This is a genomic window from Rhizobium sp. YJ-22 (genome assembly GCF_029601685.1).
Lineage (GTDB): Bacteria > Pseudomonadota > Alphaproteobacteria > Rhizobiales > Rhizobiaceae > Metarhizobium.
Window position 1 is genome coordinate 101,852 of the sequence record NZ_JARRIR010000013.1, and the last position, 17,708, is coordinate 119,559.

Below are 17,708 nucleotides of genomic sequence, written 5' to 3' on the forward strand. Positions count from 1 at the left end.
TCCAAGAAAATTAATTACACCTTGAGGCGGTGGCGGGAGGAAATATCAGCGATATCGCTCTTATAGAGCATAGTCGGCGTCTGATTGCGATCAGTCGTGGTGCCGAGCCGATGCTTGCCATAGGCGGCGGTGCCGAATGAGACGTTTCATCCACTCAGCGTAACGAAAACGAGCGGTCGTACCTCGAAAGAGGCGGCGAGGGCGGACGCGTGTCCTCACGGCTGAAGAAGATCGGATCAATTGTTCATGCGCATTTTCACCGCGTCGCTTGCGACCGAAACCAACACATTCTCCCCCGTCCCGACGGATCTGAACGCCTTCAAGGCGGCGTTCTATGCCGGGCCGGGCGAGCATCCGGAAACGCCGACGCTCTGCTCCTCGGTCGTGCCGATCCTGCGGCGCCGGGCGCGCGCGGAAGGCTTTACCGTCATCGAAGGTACTTCCTGCTGGGCGGAGCCCGCCGGTCTCATCCAGCGCCGCACCTATGAGATGCTGCGCGACCAGATCCTCGATGAGTTGCGGGCGGCGATGCCGGTCGATGCCGTAGTGCTCGGCCTGCATGGCGCGATGGTTGCCCAGGGCTATGACGATCCCGAAGGCGATCTGCTGTCGAAGGTTCGGGCCCTGGTCGGGCCGGATGTGCTGATCGCCGCCGAATTCGACCCGCATAGCCATCTGACGACGCTGCGCGTCGCCAGTCTCGATATCATGGCCGCCTTCCTCGAATTTCCGCATACGGACTTCGAGCAGCGCGGCGAACATGTCGTCGAGCTGGCGCTGCGCACGCTGCGGGGCGAGATCAAGCCGGTCATCTCCACCTTCGATTGCCGCATGATCACCATCTATCCGACCAGCCGCGAGCCGATGCGCTCCTTCGTCGACCGTCTGATGGCGCTGGAAGGCAAGGACGGCATCCTCTCCGCCTCGGTTATCCACGGCTTCATGGCCGGCGACGTGCCGGACATGGGCACCCGCATCGTCGTCGTCACCGACAACGACAGAGCCAAGGGCGATGCGCTCGCCAAGGCGCTCGGCCATGAGCTTTACGGGATGCGCAAGCGCACGACCATGCCGATGCTGGACACCGAGGCCGGGCTCGACCGTGCTCTCCACCTGCGCGCCGCCCGGCCGGACAAGCCGGCGGTCGTCGCCGATGTCTGGGACAATCCCGGCGGCGGCGTGGCGGGCGATGCCACCCATATCCTGCGGCGGATTATCGAGCGCGGCATCGAACATGTCGGCGTGGCGACGATCTGGGATCCGATCGCCGTTTCCTTCTGCCATGCGGCCGGCGAGGGGGCAGAACTCGACCTGCGCGTCGGCGGCAAATGCGGCCCCCAGGGCGGCGAGCCGCTGGATCTGCGCGTGACGGTGCAAGGTGTCTTCGATGCCGGCTGGCAGAGCTTTCGCAACAGCCGCGTGACGCTCGGCAGGACCGCCGTGGTGCGACCGATCGGTACGACGGTGGATATCGTGCTGATCACCAGCCGCACACAGACCTACGAGCCGGATATCTTCTCGAACCAGGGCATCGATTTCGCCGGCAAGGCGCTGCTGCTGGTCAAGTCGACCAATCATTTCCATGCCGGCTTCCAGCCGATCGCTTCGGAGATCGTCTATGTCGCCGCGCCGACCTCCTATCCGACGGATCCCGCGACGACCCCGTACCGCAAGGCCAGCCTGGAATTGTGGCCGCGCGTCGCCGATCCCCTGGGGCTGGAATCATAGATCGCGAACCGAGCCGGCGGTCTTCGCAACCGTGCATTTGAAAAGACAGGGACCGCCAAGGTCGCTCAATCCGAAAGGGGAACCCGATGAAAAGTGCATTTCTTCTCGCAACGCTTGCGGCGCTGGCCGGAACCAGCGGCCTCGCTCTCGCACAGGCGCAGGGCGATGGCGTTCTCACTGTCGCGACCATTGGCGAACCGCCAACCCTCGACGTCATGCAGACAGCGACCGACATCGTCCTGACCATCGACCAGCACATCTTCGAAACCCTCTATACCTATGACGCGCAGTGGAAGTCCGTGCCGCTGCTGGCCGCCTCCATGCCCGAGATCTCCGAGGACGGACTGACCTATCGCATCCCGATCCGCGAAGGCGTGAAATTCCATGATGGCAGCGATCTCGACTCCAGGGACGTCACCGCCTCGCTGAAGCGCTGGATGGCGCTCTATCCGAAGGGCAAGCAGGTCGCCACCATCGTCGAAAGCCTGACCGAGGACGGCGACCATGCCGTCGTCTTCAAGCTGAAGTCGCGTTATGCGCCGCTGCTCGCCACGCTGTCGCAGGCCTCGGTCATCATGCCCTCGGAAAAGATCGCCGACACGCTGACCGAATTCGTCGGCACCGGCCCCTATGTGCTGAAGGAGCGCAAGCCGGACCAGTACACCCAGCTCGTCCGCTTCGATGGCTACAAGTCGCCGGAAGGCGAGCCGAGCAATTATGCCGGCAAGCGCGAGGCCATCGCCAAGGAAATCCGCTTCGTTCCGGTTCCCGATGCCAATACCCGTGTCGAGGGCTTGATCTCCGGCCAGTTCGATTTCGCCGACTCGCTGCCGGTCAGCACCTATGAGCGCATCGAGGCCAGCGGCACCGCCAAGCCGGTGATCTTCGAAAATTCCGGTTGGGTGTCGCTCAACATGAATATGAAGGAGGGTCTTCTCACCAAGAAGCCGCTGCGCCAGGCCGTCCAGGCCGCGCTCAACGCCTCCGATATGATGCTCGCCGCCTTCTCGGACGAGCGGTTCTTCAGTATCGACGGCTCGTTCTTCCCCAAGGGTTCGGCCTGGTACACCGAAGCCGGCGTCGCCCGTTACGGCGAAGGCGATCCGGAAGCCGCCGCCAAGCTGCTTGCCGAAGCCGGCTATGACGGCACGCCGATCCGGTTGCTGACCAGCCGCCAATACGAGTTCCACTACAAGCTCGGCGAAGTCGCCAAGGCTTATCTCGAAGCAGCCGGCTTCAAGGTGGACATGCAGGTGGTCGACTGGGCGACGCTGACCACCCGGCGCGGCGATCCCAAGGAGTGGGACATCTTCATCACCCATTCCAACTTTCCCGGCGACCCGACGACGATCAACACCATTACCGACACCTATCCGGGCTGGTATGTTTCGCAGCAGAAGGCGACCGCCGTCAAAGCCTATATGGACGCGCTGGACGACACCGCCAAAGCCAAGGCCTGGGAAGGCATCCAGACGGTCATCTATGACGATGCGCCGCTCTATAAAGTCGGCAATTTCAACGGCTTGACGGGTGTCGGCGCGTCGGTCGGCGGCTATACGCCGACCTATTGGCCGCATTTCTGGAACGTCACCCCGAAAAAGTGAGGCGACAGGCCATGGCGAGGATTTCCTGGGGACTTTTGCACCGGCTGGGAGGCATGCTGATCGTGCTTGCCCTCGTCGTGACGGTGGTTTTCATCATCGTCCGGGTCACCCCGGGCGACCCCGCAGCGGTCATGCTGGGGTCGGATGCGACCCCGGAAGACATCGCGCAACTGCGCTCCAGGATGGGGCTGGATGCGCCGCTGATCGTGCAGTACGGGCAGTTCGTCGGCGGCATCCTCAGGGGTGATCTCGGCCAGTCGATCTTCCTGAACCAGCCGGTGACGCAGGCGCTCGCCGCGCGCGCCGAACCGACCTTCTTCCTGACGCTATTCTCGATCCTCATCGCGGTGGCGATCGCGCTGCCGGTCGGCGTGCTCTCCGCCGTCCGGCGCGGCACGCTTTTCGACCAGATCGTCGTCACCCTCACCATGGTGGCGGCAAGCGTGCCGAGCTTCTGGCTGGGGCTGATGCTCATCCAGGTCTTCGCGGTCGGCACGGGCTGGTTCCCGGCCTCCGGTTATGGCGGCCCGGATACGCCCTTCCTGGAGCGGCTGCACCACCTCGTGCTGCCGGCCGTGGCGCTCGGCGTCGTCAATTCGGCGCTGATCACCCGCTTCACCCGTGCCGCGATGCTCGATGTCCTCGGCGAGGACTACGTGCGCACAGCCCGCGCCAAGGGGGCGAACGAGCGCCGGGTGATCCTCAAGCATGCGCTGAAGAACGCGCTGATCCCGATCATCACCGTCATCGGCCTGTCGGTCGCCATGCTGGTCGCCGGCGCCGTCGTCACCGAAACCGTGTTCGGCCTGCCGGGGGTCGGAAATCTGGTGGTCTCGGCCGTGCTGCGGCGCGACTATCCGGTCATCCAGGGCACGCTGCTGGTTGTCGCCGCAATCTACGTGCTCATCAATTTCATCGTCGACATGCTCTACATTCTCGTCGATCCGAGGGTCCGCCTATGATGGCCGCTTCCACCACCATGCCTGTCGTGGCCGGCCTGCGGCGCCTGTTCCGCAACCGCGCCATTCTGCTTGGCGCGATCGTCCTGGCGCTCGTCGTCCTCGCCGCCATCCTGGCTCCGTTGATCGCGCCCTATGCGCCCAACAAGCTGTCGATCGTCAACAAGCTCAAGGGCCCGTCGCTCACCCATCTCTTCGGCACCGACGAGTTCGGCCGCGACATCTTCTCGCGGGCGATCTATGCGGGGCGGATTTCGCTGCTCGTCAGCCTCGGCGTCGTCTTCATCTCCACCGTGCTCGGCGTGATCATGGGGGTCGCCGCCGGCTATTTCCGCCAGCTCGACGCGCCGATCTCGCGCCTGCTGGATGCCATGATGTCTTTTCCGGATATCCTGCTGGCCATCGCGCTGGTCGCGGCCTTGGGACCGTCGCTGGCGACCGTCATCATCGCGCTCGGCATCACCTATGCCCCTCGGCTTGCCCGCATCGTGCGCGGCTCGACGCTGGTGCTGCGCGAACTGCCCTATATCGAGGCGGCCGTCGCAATGGGCCTGCCGACCTGGCAGGTGCTGATGCGTCACGTCCTGCTCAACCTCGCCTCGCCGATCCTTGTCCAGGCCACCTTCGTCTTCGCCTCGGCGATGCTGGCGGAAGCCAGCTTGTCCTTCCTCGGCGTCGGCGTCTCCAGCGACATGCCCACCTGGGGCACGATGCTGGCGTCCGGCCGCGAGTTCATGAACAATGCGCCTTGGTTGATGATCTTCCCTGGCCTCGCCATCGTCCTCTCCGTCCTGTCGCTGCAATTGCTGGGCGACGGCCTGCGCGATCTGGTCGATCCGCGCCTTGCGAAGGAAAGCTGATCATGCGTGAAAAGGCTACACCGGTTCTGTCAATCGAGAACCTGACCACCTCCTTCAAGACGCCGGACGGCTGGCGCGCCGTCATCCGCGATATCAGCCTGCATGTCGATGCCGGCGAGACGGTGGCGATCGTCGGCGAATCCGGCTCCGGCAAGAGCGTCACGGCGCTCTCCACCATGCGCCTGCTGCCGGCCGGCAAGGCCCGCTGCGAAGGCCGCATCCTGCTGCAGGGCAAGGATCTGTTGCAAGCTTACGAAGCCGAGATGCGCTCGGTGCGCGGCGGCTCCATCGGCATGATCTTTCAGGAGCCGATGACCTCGCTCAACCCGGTCTTCACCATCGGCAACCAGCTTGCCGAGGCGCTGGTGCTCCACCAGAACCTGTCCTGGTCGGCGGCCGAGGCCGAGGCGCTGCGCATGATGGAGCGGGTGCGCATTCCCGCGGCGAAGACGCGGCTGCACGAATATCCGCATAAATTCTCCGGCGGCATGCGCCAGCGCGTCATGATCGCCATGGCGCTGGCCTGCCGGCCGAAACTGCTGATCGCCGACGAGCCGACGACGGCGCTCGACGTCACCATCCAGGCCGAGATCCTGCATCTCATCCGCGAGCTTCAGCGCGAGGAGAACATGGGCGTGCTGATGATCACCCACGACATGGGCGTGGTGGCCGAAGTCGCCGACCGCGCCGTGGTGATGTTCCGCGGCGACATGGTCGAGACCGGCCGCACGCAAGATATTTTTGCCGCGCCGGCGCGAGTCTATACCAAATCGCTGCTCGCCTCGATCCCGAGGCTCGGGACTATGGGCGAGGCCAAGGCCCCGAAACGCTTCCCGGAAGTCGACGCCGAGACGGGCGAGGCCATCGACGGGCGGGAGGCGAAGGCCGTTCCGGCGGAAGCCGCGCCCATCCTGCAGGTCTCCGATCTCACCATCCGCTTCGACCTGCCGACCGGCCGCGTCCACGCGGTGGAAGGCGTGTCCTTCGACCTGCGCCCGGGCGAGACGCTGTCGCTGGTCGGTGAATCCGGCTGCGGCAAGTCGACCACCGGCCGCGCCATCATCCGACTCAACAATCCGACCGCCGGCGTGATCAAGGTCGAGGGCCGGGACGTGTTGCAGGCGGGCGGGCGCGACATGCGTGCGGTGCGCCGCACCGCGCAGATGATCTTCCAGGATCCCTTCGCCTCGCTCAATCCGCGCATCACCATCGGTTCGGCGATTGCCGAACCCATGCTGGCGCATGGGCTGATGGGCAAGCGCGAGGCAAAGGCGCGCGTCGTCGAACTTCTCGATCAGGTCGGCCTCTCCGCCGCCATGGCCGAGCGTTTTCCGCATGAATTCTCTGGCGGCCAGCGGCAGCGCGTGTCCATCGCCCGGGCGCTGGCGCTCGATCCGAAGCTGATCGTCGCCGACGAGGCGGTTTCGGCGCTCGACGTCTCGGTGAAGGCGCAGGTCTGCAATCTGCTGCTCGACCTGCAGGAAAAGCGCGGCCTCTCCTACCTGTTCATCTCGCATGACATGGCGGTGGTCGAGCGCATGAGCCATCGTGTCGCGGTGATGTATCTCGGCGAAATCGTCGAGATCGGCCCGCGCGCGGCGATCTTCGACAATCCGCAGCATCCCTATACGCAGCGCCTGATCGCGGCCGTGCCGATCCCCGATCCATCGCGGCGCGGCAAAGCCCGCCCGCCGCTTGGCGAGGAAATCAAGAGCCCCGTGCGTCCCTTCGATTATGTGCCGCCGAAACGGATTTACCGCGAAGTTTCGTCAGGTCACTTCGTGCAGGAAACCGCCGCAGCGGCATAGCCGGCACCTTGCCGACGCGCCAACCCCCACGACATTCCGTGCATAACAGGGTAAGAGGAGCGATATTTCGGTTTCCGAGTCGAAGGCGATCGCCTCGGGTCGCGCAAGAGGCGGAAGGACGCAACGATGAATATCGCCCAATATGCAACGGGGCTGCAGCATGTCGGCATCCCGACCAATGACATGGAAGCTTCGGTTCGCTTCTACACCGGCCTCGGCTTCGACATCCTCCACCAGACGCGCAACGGCGACAGCCGGGTGGTTTTCCTGAAGCTGCGGGATTTCGTCGTCGAGATCTGGGAAGGACCGGCAGCCGGCCTTTCCGGCGCGATCGATCACATCGCCATCGACGTCATCGATATCGAGTCGGTTTTCGAGGTCATTTCGAAGGCGGGCCTGCAGGCGATCGAAGGCGGAATTCGCGAACTGCCCTTCTGGGAGCGCGGCGTGCGCTATTTCACGATCAATGGCCCGAATGCCGAGAAGGTCGAGTTCATCCAGAAACTCTGATCCCTCAGGTGCCGGTTTTCGGTTTCGACAGCAAAAAAGCCCCCGCGCGGTGTCCGCGCGGGGGCTTTTGCATTCGGCTTGGCTTATTCGACGTCGAACTTGACGCCCTGGGCCAGCGGCAGGGTCTTGCCGTAGTTGATGGTGTTGGTCGAACGGCGCATGTAGCCCTTCCAGGCGTCGGAGCCGGATTCGCGGCCGCCGCCGGTTTCCTTTTCACCGCCGAAGGCGCCGCCGATTTCGGCGCCGGAGGGGCCGATGTTGACGTTGGCGATGCCGCAATCGGAGCCGCGAACCGAGACGAAGGTTTCGGCTTCCTGCATGTTGTTGGTGAAGATCGACGACGACAGGCCCTGCGGCACGGCGTTGTTGAGGCGCAGTGCTTCGTCGAAATCGCTGTACTTGATCACATAAAGGATCGGCGCGAAAGTTTCGTGCTCGACCGGGCCGGTCTGAGACGGCATTTCGACGAGGGCCGGGCGGACATAATAGGCATTGTCGGCGCCGACATCGACGCGGTCGCCGCCGGTGATGCTGCCGCCGGCGGTCCTGGCGCCGTCGAGCGCCTTCTGCATGCCGTCGAAGGCGGCCTTGTCGATCAGCGGGCCGACCAGCGTGCCGTTTTCGAGCGGGCTGGCGACGGTGACCGAGCTGTAAGCCTTGCGCAGGCGCGGAACGAGGGCATCGTAGACACTGTCATGAACGAAGAGGCGGCGCAGGCTGGTGCAGCGCTGGCCGGCCGTGCCCATGGCGGCGAAGGCGACGCCGCGCAGCGTCAGGTCGAGATCGGCGCTCGGGCAGACGATTGCGGCATTGTTGCCGCCGAGTTCGAGGATCGAGCGGGCGAAGCGCTTTGCAAGGCGCGGGCCGACTTCGCGGCCCATGCGGGTCGAGCCGGTGGCCGAAACCAGCGGTACCTTGACGTTGTCGACCAGCAGCTCGCCGATGGCGCGGTCGCCGATCAGGACGGAGGACAGGCCGACCGGAGCAACGCCGCCTTCGGCGACGAAACGCTTGATGGCGCGCTCCAGCAGCGCCTGCGAGGCGAGCGCCGTCAGCGGGGTCTTTTCGGAGGGCTTCCAGACGGTGGCATTGCCGCAGACCAGCCCCAGCGCCGCGTTCCACGACCAGACGGCGACGGGGAAGTTGAAGGCCGAGATGATGCCGACGACGCCGAGCGGATGCCAGGTTTCCATCATGCGGTGCTCGGAGCGCTCGGTGGCGATCGTCAGGCCGTAAAGCTGGCGCGACAGGCCGACGGCGAAATCGCAGATGTCGATCATTTCCTGAACTTCGCCAAGACCTTCGGAGGTGATCTTGCCGACTTCCAGCGAGACAAGGCGGCCAAGTGCTGCCTTGCCGGCGCGCAGTTCTTCGCCGAGCAGGCGGATCAACTCGCCGCGCTTCGGCGCCGGCACCTTGCGCCATTCGAGGAAGGCATTGTGCGCCTCTTCGATCTTGCGGTTGGCGGCTTCCGGCGAATCCTCCGGCAGACGGCCGATCACTTCGCCGTTGACCGGCGAGGTGACGGTCAGCGTGCCGCCGGTATAGGCGTTTTCGGCAACGCCGAGTTCGCTCAGGATGGACTTCACCTCTGCGGCAAGGTCGAGTTTTGCAACGGTCATGGATGTCTCCCCCGTGGGTTGTCGTTGTCTGGTTCAGTCCGGCGCGCTTAAAAACGCTCGCCGGCAAAATGGGCCACCTGGGCGCCGGCCTCATACCACGCTTCCTTGACGGCGCGGAAGCGCTGGGCAGTGGGTTCTGTTAGCGGCAGCGGCAGATCCTGTTCGCTCATCTCGCCGAGGACGAGCCGCGCCAGCGTCTGGCCGAACACCGTGCCCGGCGCGATGCCGCGGCCGTTATAGCCGGAAAAGCCGACGATGCCATCGGCAAAGCGGTGGAAGCGCGGCACGGCATCGGTGGTCATGCCGATCTTGCCATACCATTCGGCCTCGAAGCCGATCTCGCCGAGTTGCGGGAAAATCCGCTTCAGCGAGCGTTGCGCCCAGGCGCGATGCACGGCAAGGCCGGTGTTGCGCAAGGCGCCGACACTGCCGAACACCAGCCTTCCCGCCTTGTCCATACGGAAGGAGGAGAGGATCTCCCTGGTATCCCAGCAGCCTTCGCGGCCCGGCAGGATCGAATGCCTGAGGTTGTCGCCGAGCGGCGCGGTCGCGAAATTGAAATAGGGCAGATGTACCTGCTCCTCGCGCACGCTGGCGAAGGGGCCGGTGGAATAGGCATCGGTGGCGACGATCACCCAGGGCGCGGTCACGGAGCCTTGGGCGGTCGCGACGCGCCAGCCATTGCCAGCCCGCTCGCAGCTTTCGACGCGGCTTTCGCCATGCAGCTCAACGCCGGCTTTTTGCGCGGCATGGGCAAGGCCGCGGGCATAGGCGAGCGGCTGCAGGGTGCCGGCGCGGGGATCGAACAGGGCGCCGGCATAGGCACTGCTGCCGAGCCGCGCGGCGGTTTCGCGCGCATCCAGCAGCCGCACCGGCGCGCCGCGCATCGACCATTGGCGCTGGCGCTCTTCCAATTCCTTGAAGCCTTCCGCGCCGACGGCGCAATGCAGCGTGCCGCCGGTTTCCAGCTCGCAGGCGATCTCATGTTTTTCGATGAGGCCGCGCACCACCAGCGGCGCTTCGCCGAGCAGGGCGAGGACGCGTTCGCCATAGACGGAACCGAGCACGCCCGGCAGATCATCCGGCATCACCCACATGCCGCCATTGATGAGGCCGACATTGCGGCCGGCGCCGCCGAAGCCGAAATCCACCGCTTCCAGCAGCACGACATGCTTGCCAGCTTCCGCCAGATGCAGCGCCGAGGACAAGCCGGTATAACCGCCGCCGATGATGACGGCATCCGCCGTCGCAACACCCTGCAGCGGCGGCGCCGCGGGGGCGGGCGGGGCGGTCTTTTCCCAGAGGCCGTGAGAGCGGGGATCGTTCAGCATCGTGTTCACCATAGGGGAATGCCGTCCGCCGTCGCATGCATGCGAGAATTCGGCACGTCTTCCCTCATCGCAGCCTTTACAGCGCCGCCGGCGTCGTGAATATCGACATATTCTCAAGAGTTCATTCCGCGAAGGAATAACCTGATCATGCTGCATGCCCGCCGTTTTCTGCCGTCGCTCTCGCTGCTTTCCGCCTTCGAAGCGGCGGCGCGCACGGGCAGCGTCACTATCGCCGCCCGTGAGCTGGATCTGACGCAAAGCGCCGTCAGCCGGCAGATACGCGCACTGGAAAACCATCTCGGCGTCGAGCTGTTCGTTCGCGAGCGCCAGACCATCCGGCTGACGCTGGCGGGCGATGCCTATGCGCGGGAAATCCGCGAGGCGCTGCGGCGCATCTCCACCGCTTCGCTGAACCTGCGCGCCAATCCGGATGGCGGCACGCTGACGCTGGCGGTGCTGCCGGCCTTCGGCAACCGCTGGCTGATGCCTCGGCTGGCCGGTTTCCTGGAGCACCATCGCGGCATGTCGGTCAATCTGGTGACGCGGCTGTCGCCCTTCGATTTCAAGCTCGACTCCATCGATGCGGCGATCCACTTCGGTGATTCCATTTGGCCGGGCGCGGAACTGACGCCGTTGATGGGCGAACGTATCCTGCCGGCCTGCAGCCCACATTTCCGCGACCGGCACCGGTTGCAACAGCCCGGCGACTTCCTGCAGGTGCCGCTCCTGCATCTGACTTCGCGGCCGGATGCCTGGGAGCAATGGCTGATCGGCCATGGCGTCCCGGAACCGACGGTCCACGGCATGCTGTTCGACCAGTTCACCGCGGCGGCGCAAGCCGCGGTCGCCGGGCTCGGCGTGGCGTTGCTGCCGCGCTTCCTGTTCGAGGAGGAATTGCGGCGCGGCGATCTGGTCGAGGCCTTCCAGGATGGCGAGATCGACGGCGGCGGACGTTATTTCCTTGCCTGCCCGACGGAGCGGCTGGCCTATCCGCCGCTTGCCGCCTTTCGCGACTGGATCGCGGCGGTGGCGAAGGAGGGTGGTTAAACGGTTTTCAGCGGGCCGCGTTTGGCGTAAGGAAGGCGAGCTTTCGATTTCGCAGGATATTCGGCCATGAAACCCATCTTCGTTCAGCTGCAATGCGCTCCGGGCAAGACCTATGAGGTCGCCGACGCCATCTACAAGACAGAACTCGTGTCCGAACTCTATTCCACCAGCGGCGAATACGACCTGCTGATGAAGGTCTATGTGCAGGAGGACAAGGATATCGGCAAGTTCGTCAACGAACACATTGCCAATATCCCCGGCATCATCCGCTCGCTGACGACGTTGACGTTTACGGCGTTCTGAAGCAATTCCAGGAAAGGCGTGAAGCGATTTCCCGTCCGGAATTGTGCCGGAAGCGTCTTCAGACGCCACTCTCTTCCAGGCCGGCCAGCAAGTCGAATGCCTCGCCGTAAATGGCGTGGATGCGCTCCTGCGGCTGGAGGACCATGCCGATGCGCTCGTAGAAACGCTGGGCGCCGGCATTGGCGGCGTCGACGGAGAGGCGCAGGTAAGCGCCGCCTTCGGCGCGCACATGCCGTGCCGTGCGATGCAACAGTGCCTCGGCCACGCCTCGCCCGCGAAATTTCTCCGGCACGACCAGATCCTGGATATAGGCTCCCGGCTGACCGCGCCAGGTGGAAAAACTTCTGAAAAACAGGCACATGCCGGCGAATTCGCCAGTGATTTCCGCAATCAGCGCCGTGAAGGCGGGCGAGGGGCCGAAGCCGTGGCGGCGGAGATCCTCGGCGCTGGCGGTGATGCGTTCGGGGGTGCCGAGATGGTCGCCGATGATTCTTATGGCCGAAAGCAGCTGGTCCGCATCCTCGACGGTCGCCTTGCGAATGGCGGGCAGGTCCTGCATGATTTGTCCTCTTCGATCGGGATTACTCTGTTGTCGCGGCGATCGTCACCGTCACCGCCGTTCCCTCCAGCGCGCTTTGCATGTCGGCGGGCAGGGTGCTGTCGGAAATGACGGTATCGAATTCGTCGAGCCGCGCCAGCACATGCAGCGCGGTATGGCCGAGCCTTCGGCTGTTGATCATCAGGCAGGCCTGGCGGCTGGCGGCGATCATGGCGCGCTTGGCGCGCACGATGCGCTCGTCCATATGATAGGCGAAGGCGCCGGCGGCGGCGGGCGCCGAGATGAAGGCGATATCGGCGCGCAGATGCGACAGCGCCTCCTCGGTGACCAGCCCGAAATAGGCGTTGAACTTGTCGGAATAGATGCCGCCGAGCGCGATCAGCGTCACGCCGCTTTCGCCCTGCATGCGTTGCAGGACAGCGGCATTGTTGGTGACGACGGTGATCGGCCGCTTGGTGAGAAGCGCCTCGCCGAGAACGGCGGCCATCGAGCCGTCATTGACGATGACAGTCATGCCGGGCTCGACCAGATCGAGCGCGGCCTCGGCGATCGCCCGTTTGACGTCGGCCTCCTGCAACTGCCGAAAACGGAAATCGCTCTCGAACTGCGTGCCGGCATCGATGGTGGCGCCGCCACGCACCTTGCGCAGCACGCCCGCACTTTCCAGCTCGTCGAGATCGCGATGCACCGTCATCTTCGAGACGGCGAAACGCTTGGCGAGATCGTCGAGATCGACGGCATGATGCTCGACCAACAGGTTGATGATTTCCTGTCTGCGTTCTTCACGCTTCACGCGGTGATCCCCATGCGGTCCGGCCCCTGGACGATGTAGCATCGCCGAGGCCCCCCTGTCGACTGGCCCGTTTCGGTTCCATAACGTCAATTATCGAACTTGCATTGTTCCTGGGAAGGGTTCGGGGTGAAGTGAGGCTCACGAACGATGCCAATGGGTTGCCCCTTGCAGGAAAGCCGCATGCTCTGCGCCGAGGTGGATGATTGCCGCGATCATTCCCTGGGTATCGATATCATGATCGTCGTTCCGACCTCGCGATCCTCGATGCTGGCGGTTCCACCATGGGCTTCCGCGATGGCTTTTACGACCGACAGTCCGAGGCCGGAACCGCCGCTCTTGCGGGTCCTTGCATCGTCGGCGCGCCAGAAACGCTCGAAGGCCTTCTCCCGTTCGCTCCGGGTCATGCCAGGGCCTTTGTCGGCTATCGTCAGCCGGGCAAAACCGGGAACGGCGTCGAGTGCGATCACCAGGCTCTGGCCCGGCGCATAGCGGATCGCATTGTCGATAAGCGCCAAGGCCGCCTGCCTGAGCCGCGCGCGGTCGGCGTTTACCGTGACGTTCGCCAGTTCCAAGGTCACGTCGATCTTCTGGGCAGCGATCGCGGGTTTCGTCGAAGCCACGACATCTTCGATTTCCTCGGCCAGATCGAAGTTGGAAACGCGCAATTCCAGCCGTCCCGCATTCATCAAGGACAGGGTTCTCAAATCCTCGACGATTCGGGTAAGGGAATCCACATGCTTGACAAGACCGAGGAACGTCTCCCGGCTTGGCTCGAACACGCCGTCCGCCAGACCCTGTATCCGGCCCCGGAGAACGGTCAAGGGCGTGCGAAGCTCGTGGGCAATCGCTGAGTTCGAATATTTGAGCTCAGCCTCGGCCCGCTGCAGTTCCTCCGCCATACGGTTGAAATCCGCGATCATCCTGTCGACCTCGCCAAAGGTTCCCTCGCCCGTCGCGCGTCCGGCAAAGTTGCCCTCGGCGATGGCGCGGGCCGCCTGGGTGACGGCGTCCAGCGGCTTGACCAGGCGCTGCGCCAACCTCCAGCCGACATAGGCCCCGACCGCCTGGCCAATCGCAACATTGATGCCGAGCACGACGAAGTCCGTCGGCGACCAGCCTTCAGGCGAGACCTGGTTCGGATAAAGCCAGTCCCAGGCGTAGAAGTAGATGGTCCAGCCGAAGAACATCACGGAAAGCGCCACGAAGGCGACGGTCGTGGTCGACCAGATGATCTGCCTGTTGAGGCTGTTGCTAACCAGGTTCGCCAAGCCGATACCCAACCCCGCGAACGCCGTTGAGGAGACCGCCCACACCGGCGGCGTCCAGCTTCTTGCGAAGCTTGCTCATGTGGCTGTCGACCGTACGGTCGAGCGCGTCGCCCTCCGGCAGGCACGCATCGACGATCTCGCCGCGCTCGAATGCCCGGTTCGGATAGCCGCCCATGAATTCGAGGATCCTGAACTCCGTCCGGGTCAACGGCAAGGCGACACGCGTCTCACCCTGTTCGACGGTTGCGACGAAGGCGACCGGATCGATCGACAGCCGCCCGATCCTCAGCACCTTGTTCGGCGCGCTCGCCGCATTGGTTCTTCGCAGGATCGCGCGCGCCCGCGCGACGACTTCGGCCGGGTTGAACGGCTTGACCACGTAGTCGTCGGCACCGGCTCTCAGCCCGTGCAGTTTGTCGAGGTCGTCGGCGAGCGCCGTCACCATGATGACAGGGGTGTCGCCACGCTGCCGGATGGTCGCCAGGACGGAATTTCCGTCCAACTTGGGCAGGTTCACGTCGAGGACCACGATGTCCGGCCTCAACCGCTGGTGATGGGCGAGGCCGATCTCACCGTCTCCGGCTGCCAGCACGCGGTAGCCCTCGCGCGCGAAGTAGCGTTCGAGGATATCAGAGATTTCCGGCTCGTCCTCGACGATCAGTACAAGAGCGTTTTCCATGCTCACCTCCAGCCTTGAGAAAGAGACCTAAAGCACGCGCCGTCAAACGGATTTCACACTTCTCCACGAAACCTCCACGAAATAGGGACGATCGGCCAACACTTCGCGGTTTAGGTCAAGCCTGAAACACGAGCGTCTCGCTTCGTGCGAAGGGTATGACCTGTATGTTCCTGAAACTGAACCGATCCATTCGCCGGCCTCCGGTTCTTGCCGCAGCGACGACCGTCCTGATGGGGGCCGCGCGCAACGCGTGGCCCATGCGCGAATGCAGGTCGAGGACAGGGAAGACGCTGGCTGAGCGGAGCGGAGGATGAGCAGGCGAGCCGCGTTCATTGTGGCGGTCATCGTCGCTCTTCTGGGAGACATCATGGCAACGATGTCCCTGGTCAGCGACCTCAGCAGCCCCCTCGCCTATATCATGCCCTCGCTGGTTGCGACAGGGTACCTCGTCGCTTTCCTGGTGCTCCTGAAAGCATAGGAATGCGCCGGATGAAAGGGACCCTGCCCTGTCGTCGTCGAACCGTGTCCTCACCGGAGGCGGCATGCCCGTATTGATCAGGCCATTCGACGAGGATACGACCCCGCCCATGTCGTCAATTCGCGAGAGATCGCTTGGTTACCGTTAGGTGTTTGATGAATCCCGATCGCTGGTACATTCTGTTCGCCGTCATGCTGGCCTTTGTCCCGGTGGTGGTCGATATGACCATCCTCCACATTGCCGTCCCCTCGCTGACGCTGGCGCTGAACGCATCCGGAAACGAGGTGCTCTGGATCATCGACATCTATCCGCTGGTCATGGCGGGCCTGCTTGTTCCCATGGGAACGCTCGCCGATCGGATCGGTTACCGCAGGATGCTTCTGATCGGCCTCGCCGTGTTCACGGTATCGTCCGTGGCCGCGGCGTTCTCGCCGGCGGCGATACCCCTGATCGCTGCCCGCGCCGCGCTCGGAATCGGCTCTTCGATGATCATGCCCTGCGTCCTCGCGCTCATTCGCCAGTCCTTCGACGATGACGCCGAGCGCGCCACGGCGCTTGGCGTCTGGAGTGTCGTCGGAATGGCCGGAGCTGCCGTCGGACCCCTCGCCGGCGGCCTTCTTCTCGAGCATTTCTGGTGGGGCGCGGCCTTTCTCGTCAACGTGCCGATCATGATGATCGTCATTCCGATGGCGTGGAGACTGGTTCCCGAGACATCAGGTGCTTCAAGCGGACCGTGGGATCCGCGCCAGGCCCTGTTGCTGGTCGCCGCGCTTATGCTCACCATCTACGGCATCAAGGCCGGGTTCAAGTCGGGGCTGGATCTGTTCGCCGTCGCTCCGTTCGCGATCGGCCTCGTGCTCATCGTCTGGTTCGCGCGCCTGCAGATCCGCTCGGTGTCGCCCATGCTGGACATCGCTTTGCTCAAGAATCCGGTCATCGCGGCGGGATTGCTGATGGCTTTCGTTGCAAGCGGTGCCCTCGCTGGCTTCGAGCTCGTCCTTGCGCAGGAGCTCCAATTCGTCCTGGGAAGGACGCCTTTGGAGGCGGGTGTCTTCATGCTTCCGCTCGTCGTCGCTGCCGCCATCGGCGGGCCGGTTGGCGGAAAGCTTGCGACGTGGTTCGGTCTGCGCCCCGTTGCGACCCTCTCGATGTTGGCCGCGTCCGTTTCGCTTGCCGGACTGTCTTTCACCAACCTTGCCGACGATCACTACCTCACCGTGCCGGCGCTGCTTGGCGTGCTCGGGTTTGCCCTGGGCGTCGGTCTTCTGGCGTCGTCCGTGGCGATCATGGGAGGCGCGCCCAAAGAGAAGGCCGGGGCGGCAGGTGCGCTTGAAAGCACGGGGTACGAACTCGGGGCAGGCATCGGCGTGACCATCTTCGGCGTGATGGTGAATTCGCTCTACAGGGCGTCGTTCGCGCTGGACGCCGCGCATCCCGGCGCGTCGAACTCGATCGGCGAAGCCATGACGCTTGCCCACAAACTCGGTGGCGACGACGGATCGAAGATTGTAGCGGCTGCGAAGACGGCATTCGTCGGTGCGCATGGCTCGGTTCTTCTGTCTGTCGCGATCGTGATCGGTCTTCTGGCGCTGGCGGTATTCGCGGCGCTCAGGAATGCTCCCTCTGCGGCGGAACATAGCTGAGAACGGTTCGGCCCGTCACAAGCCCGGTTCACAGGGATCGACGACGATCGATCGATCATTCCGCTCCACGAGGCCGCAATAATCGATCCGCGAAAACTCCATCCCGGACGGGCATGACGACAAGGCGCTTCCGGGCGCCGCACGGACTCAACCGCATGAAGGAAGAACCATTTTGACGCTCCACCGCATGCTTCCCGCAATCTGCCTTGTCGGCATGCTCTGCGGCTCGGTTCTCGCCATCCTCGTTGCCGGCAGGAGCGATCGTTCCGCCATGCTCGAAGACTCCATCGGGATGGGCGCAACGCATGAGTATCCTACCGTCACGGACGGCCGGCTTCGATGAGGGAACCACGGCTTGGCAACTATCGGTGCCGGTCGGGAACGGGGAGTGCCGTCGATGACGGCCCTCCCCGCATCGCACTTTTGCGGGAAATGCCTTATTTCGCCGCAGCGACGGCCTTTTCGAGGCGGTCCTGCACCGGCTTCGGCTTCTTGGCGGCCATGATGGCGTCGAGA

Annotated in this window: 15 protein-coding genes; 9 read left to right on the forward strand and 6 right to left on the reverse strand. The window is 64.2% G+C overall.

The features are described 5' to 3' along the window. Positions 1–246 precede the first annotated feature (246 nt). The 6 genes from P7F60_RS24980 to P7F60_RS25005 all read left to right on the forward strand — a co-directional run bounded on the left by P7F60_RS24980 (position 247) and on the right by P7F60_RS25005 (position 7,469). Positions 247–1,728 carry a M81 family metallopeptidase gene (locus P7F60_RS24980; RefSeq protein WP_277920415.1) on the forward strand — a complete coding sequence of 494 codons (1,482 nt, stop codon included), beginning with the start codon at positions 247–249 and terminating at the stop codon, positions 1,726–1,728. 86 nt (positions 1,729–1,814) lie between these two features. Next, the gene (locus P7F60_RS24985; RefSeq protein ID WP_277920416.1) at positions 1,815–3,332 is read left to right on the forward strand and encodes an ABC transporter substrate-binding protein; all 1,518 of its coding nucleotides are present in this window, start codon (positions 1,815–1,817) and stop codon (positions 3,330–3,332) included. A gap of 11 nt (positions 3,333–3,343) precedes the next feature. Then, positions 3,344–4,294 (forward strand): ABC transporter permease, encoded by a 951-nt coding sequence (locus P7F60_RS24990; RefSeq protein ID WP_277920417.1) that lies wholly within the window; start codon positions 3,344–3,346, stop codon positions 4,292–4,294. Further along, positions 4,291–5,151: an ABC transporter permease gene (locus P7F60_RS24995; RefSeq protein ID WP_277920418.1), complete on the forward strand. Its 861-nt coding sequence runs from the start codon at positions 4,291–4,293 to the stop codon at positions 5,149–5,151. Before P7F60_RS24990 ends, P7F60_RS24995 begins: the two co-directional genes overlap by 4 nt. 2 nt (positions 5,152–5,153) lie before the next feature. Beyond that, positions 5,154–6,959, forward strand: a complete 1,806-nt coding sequence (locus P7F60_RS25000; RefSeq protein ID WP_277920419.1) for an ABC transporter ATP-binding protein — start codon at positions 5,154–5,156, stop codon at positions 6,957–6,959. Between the two features lie 126 nt (positions 6,960–7,085). Then, positions 7,086–7,469 (forward strand): VOC family protein, encoded by a 384-nt coding sequence (locus P7F60_RS25005; RefSeq protein WP_277920420.1) that lies wholly within the window; start codon positions 7,086–7,088, stop codon positions 7,467–7,469. Positions 7,470–7,552: 83 nt separating this feature from the next. Here the strand turns inward: P7F60_RS25005 and P7F60_RS25010 are convergent, their stop codons facing one another. Together P7F60_RS25010 and P7F60_RS25015 are read right to left on the reverse strand one after the other, a co-directional pair. Next, positions 7,553–9,091, reverse strand: coding sequence for an aldehyde dehydrogenase family protein (locus tag P7F60_RS25010; protein WP_277920421.1), 1,539 nt, complete (start codon positions 9,089–9,091; stop codon positions 7,553–7,555). Positions 9,092–9,138: 47 nt separating this feature from the next. After that, a complete protein-coding gene (locus tag P7F60_RS25015; RefSeq protein ID WP_277920422.1) occupies positions 9,139–10,422 on the reverse strand; it encodes an FAD-binding oxidoreductase in 1,284 nt (427 codons plus the stop codon). A 147-nt stretch (positions 10,423–10,569) separates the two neighbouring features. Between P7F60_RS25015 and P7F60_RS25020 the strand changes: the two genes are divergently transcribed. Both P7F60_RS25020 and P7F60_RS25025 read left to right on the forward strand, forming a co-directional pair. Further along, a complete protein-coding gene (locus tag P7F60_RS25020; protein ID WP_277920423.1) occupies positions 10,570–11,469 on the forward strand; it encodes a LysR family transcriptional regulator in 900 nt (299 codons plus the stop codon). Positions 11,470–11,535: 66 nt separating this feature from the next. Continuing rightward, a complete protein-coding gene (locus P7F60_RS25025; protein ID WP_277920424.1) occupies positions 11,536–11,772 on the forward strand; it encodes an Lrp/AsnC ligand binding domain-containing protein in 237 nt (78 codons plus the stop codon). A 58-nt stretch (positions 11,773–11,830) separates the two neighbouring features. On the opposite strand, the gene P7F60_RS25030 is transcribed toward P7F60_RS25025, so the two are convergent. The 4 genes from P7F60_RS25030 to P7F60_RS25045 form a co-directional block, all read right to left on the reverse strand. Beyond that, positions 11,831–12,331 carry a GNAT family N-acetyltransferase gene (locus P7F60_RS25030; RefSeq protein ID WP_277920425.1) on the reverse strand — a complete coding sequence of 167 codons (501 nt, stop codon included), beginning with the start codon at positions 12,329–12,331 and terminating at the stop codon, positions 11,831–11,833. 22 nt (positions 12,332–12,353) lie between these two features. Then, positions 12,354–13,124, reverse strand: coding sequence for a DeoR/GlpR family DNA-binding transcription regulator (locus P7F60_RS25035; RefSeq protein WP_277920426.1), 771 nt, complete (start codon positions 13,122–13,124; stop codon positions 12,354–12,356). Between the two features lie 212 nt (positions 13,125–13,336). Next, complete coding sequence (locus P7F60_RS25040) at positions 13,337–14,392, reverse strand: HAMP domain-containing sensor histidine kinase (RefSeq protein WP_277920427.1); 1,056 nt, start codon at positions 14,390–14,392, stop codon at positions 13,337–13,339. Continuing rightward, positions 14,376–15,071 carry a response regulator gene (locus tag P7F60_RS25045; RefSeq protein ID WP_277920428.1) on the reverse strand — a complete coding sequence of 232 codons (696 nt, stop codon included), beginning with the start codon at positions 15,069–15,071 and terminating at the stop codon, positions 14,376–14,378. The genes P7F60_RS25040 and P7F60_RS25045 overlap by 17 nt, the downstream gene beginning before the upstream one ends. Positions 15,072–15,704: 633 nt before the next feature. Here P7F60_RS25045 and P7F60_RS25050 point away from each other — a divergent pair. Further along, positions 15,705–17,192, forward strand: coding sequence for an MFS transporter (locus P7F60_RS25050; RefSeq protein WP_277920429.1), 1,488 nt, complete (start codon positions 15,705–15,707; stop codon positions 17,190–17,192). The last annotated feature ends 516 nt before the right edge of the window (positions 17,193–17,708 follow it).

Excerpts from the sequence above, each read along its gene's own strand:
- P7F60_RS25010 (WP_277920421.1), bottom strand. The coding sequence starts at position 9,091 with ATGACCGTTGCAAAACTCGACCTTGCCGCAGAGGTGAAGTCCATCCTG.
- P7F60_RS25000 (WP_277920419.1), top strand. The coding sequence starts at position 5,154 with ATGCGTGAAAAGGCTACACCGGTTCTGTCAATCGAGAACCTGACCACC.
- P7F60_RS25050 (WP_277920429.1), top strand. The coding sequence starts at position 15,705 with ATGAATCCCGATCGCTGGTACATTCTGTTCGCCGTCATGCTGGCCTTT.
- P7F60_RS24985 (WP_277920416.1), top strand. The coding sequence starts at position 1,815 with ATGAAAAGTGCATTTCTTCTCGCAACGCTTGCGGCGCTGGCCGGAACC.
- P7F60_RS25030 (WP_277920425.1), bottom strand. The coding sequence starts at position 12,331 with ATGCAGGACCTGCCCGCCATTCGCAAGGCGACCGTCGAGGATGCGGAC.
- P7F60_RS24990 (WP_277920417.1), top strand. The coding sequence starts at position 3,344 with ATGGCGAGGATTTCCTGGGGACTTTTGCACCGGCTGGGAGGCATGCTG.
- P7F60_RS25045 (WP_277920428.1), bottom strand. The coding sequence starts at position 15,071 with ATGGAAAACGCTCTTGTACTGATCGTCGAGGACGAGCCGGAAATCTCT.
- P7F60_RS25025 (WP_277920424.1), top strand. The coding sequence starts at position 11,536 with ATGAAACCCATCTTCGTTCAGCTGCAATGCGCTCCGGGCAAGACCTAT.
- P7F60_RS24995 (WP_277920418.1), top strand. The coding sequence starts at position 4,291 with ATGATGGCCGCTTCCACCACCATGCCTGTCGTGGCCGGCCTGCGGCGC.
- P7F60_RS25015 (WP_277920422.1), bottom strand. The coding sequence starts at position 10,422 with ATGCTGAACGATCCCCGCTCTCACGGCCTCTGGGAAAAGACCGCCCCG.
- P7F60_RS24980 (WP_277920415.1), top strand. The coding sequence starts at position 247 with ATGCGCATTTTCACCGCGTCGCTTGCGACCGAAACCAACACATTCTCC.
- P7F60_RS25020 (WP_277920423.1), top strand. The coding sequence starts at position 10,570 with ATGCTGCATGCCCGCCGTTTTCTGCCGTCGCTCTCGCTGCTTTCCGCC.
- P7F60_RS25005 (WP_277920420.1), top strand. The coding sequence starts at position 7,086 with ATGAATATCGCCCAATATGCAACGGGGCTGCAGCATGTCGGCATCCCG.